Genomic DNA, 1015 nt, shown 5'->3' on the forward strand with positions numbered 1-1015 from the left:
TAGGTGTTTAGTCCCGTGTTTTGATGGGTTGGATTGATGATGAATTTTTCTGGCTCTGAAGTCCATATTTTGCAGACATATTCGTAAGGTGTGAGGCCACTCAGGGTCTTGAGTCTTCGCCCGAAGTTATAGGCTGCCATGAAGTCATTGAGATGTGTCCTCAACTGCTCATGACTATCGTAATGGAAGCGTTTGACGGTTGCTTCCTTGATCGTCCGGTTCATCCGTTCAACCTGACCGTTCGTCCAGGGATGATTGGGTTTCGTCAGACGATGTTCGATCCCGTGAGCTTCGCAGATCATGTCGAAGCGCATGGGGCGAGACCAGGCCGTATTGCGGTTACGGGGCTGGTCAGCGAACTGGATGCCGTTATCTGTCAGAATGGTATGGATCCGATAAGGAATGATGCTCAGGAGATATTCGAGGAATTCCCAGGCGGTCTTCCGATCGGCTTTCTCAACCAGTTGTGTGACAGCGAACTTGCTGGTCCGATCGATGGCGACGAAGAGATACAGCTTGCCTTCAGCAGTTTGGACCTCGGCAATATCGATATGAAAAAAGCCGATGGGATAGCGTTTGAAACGCTGTCGTTTGGGCTTGTCTCCCTCGATATCCGGAAGCCGGGATATCCCGTGGCGCTGAAGGCAGCGATGCAGAGCCGAGCGTGTCAGATGAGGGATGCTGGCCTGCAGGGCATAAAGACAGTCATCCAGCGGCAGCAACGTATGCCGGCGAAACGCCACGATCATCGCTTCGTCCGTCTCGGACAGGACCGTTGAGCGCGGCTCTTTAGGGCCTGTCTTCTGATCTTCGACACTCTGTCGCTTCCGCCACTTTGCAACTGTTTTTGGGTTGATCCCGAACTCCTTGCTCAGCGACGCGAGCGAAGCCTGCGATCGCTGTATTGCTGCTCGCACGGCGTACGTAGTCGTGGCGCTCCCATGACGTATCTGTCCCATAAGGCTTCCTTCCACTCACGTGAAAATAATACCCCATCAAATCCCGGGACTAAACA

At 53.1% G+C, this 1015-nt stretch carries 1 protein-coding gene; it reads right to left on the reverse strand.

Annotated features, from left to right (window positions below; genetic code table 11):
* Positions 1-959, reverse strand: a 959-nt coding sequence (locus tag HNR55_RS16695) for an IS481 family transposase (RefSeq protein WP_166117252.1), incomplete at its 3' end; no start/stop codon positions are given.
* Positions 960-1015: the final 56 nt, after the last annotated feature.

The sequence above is a fragment of the Acetobacter lovaniensis genome, from assembly GCF_014207635.1.
Classification (GTDB): Bacteria; Pseudomonadota; Alphaproteobacteria; order Acetobacterales; family Acetobacteraceae; genus Acetobacter; species Acetobacter lovaniensis.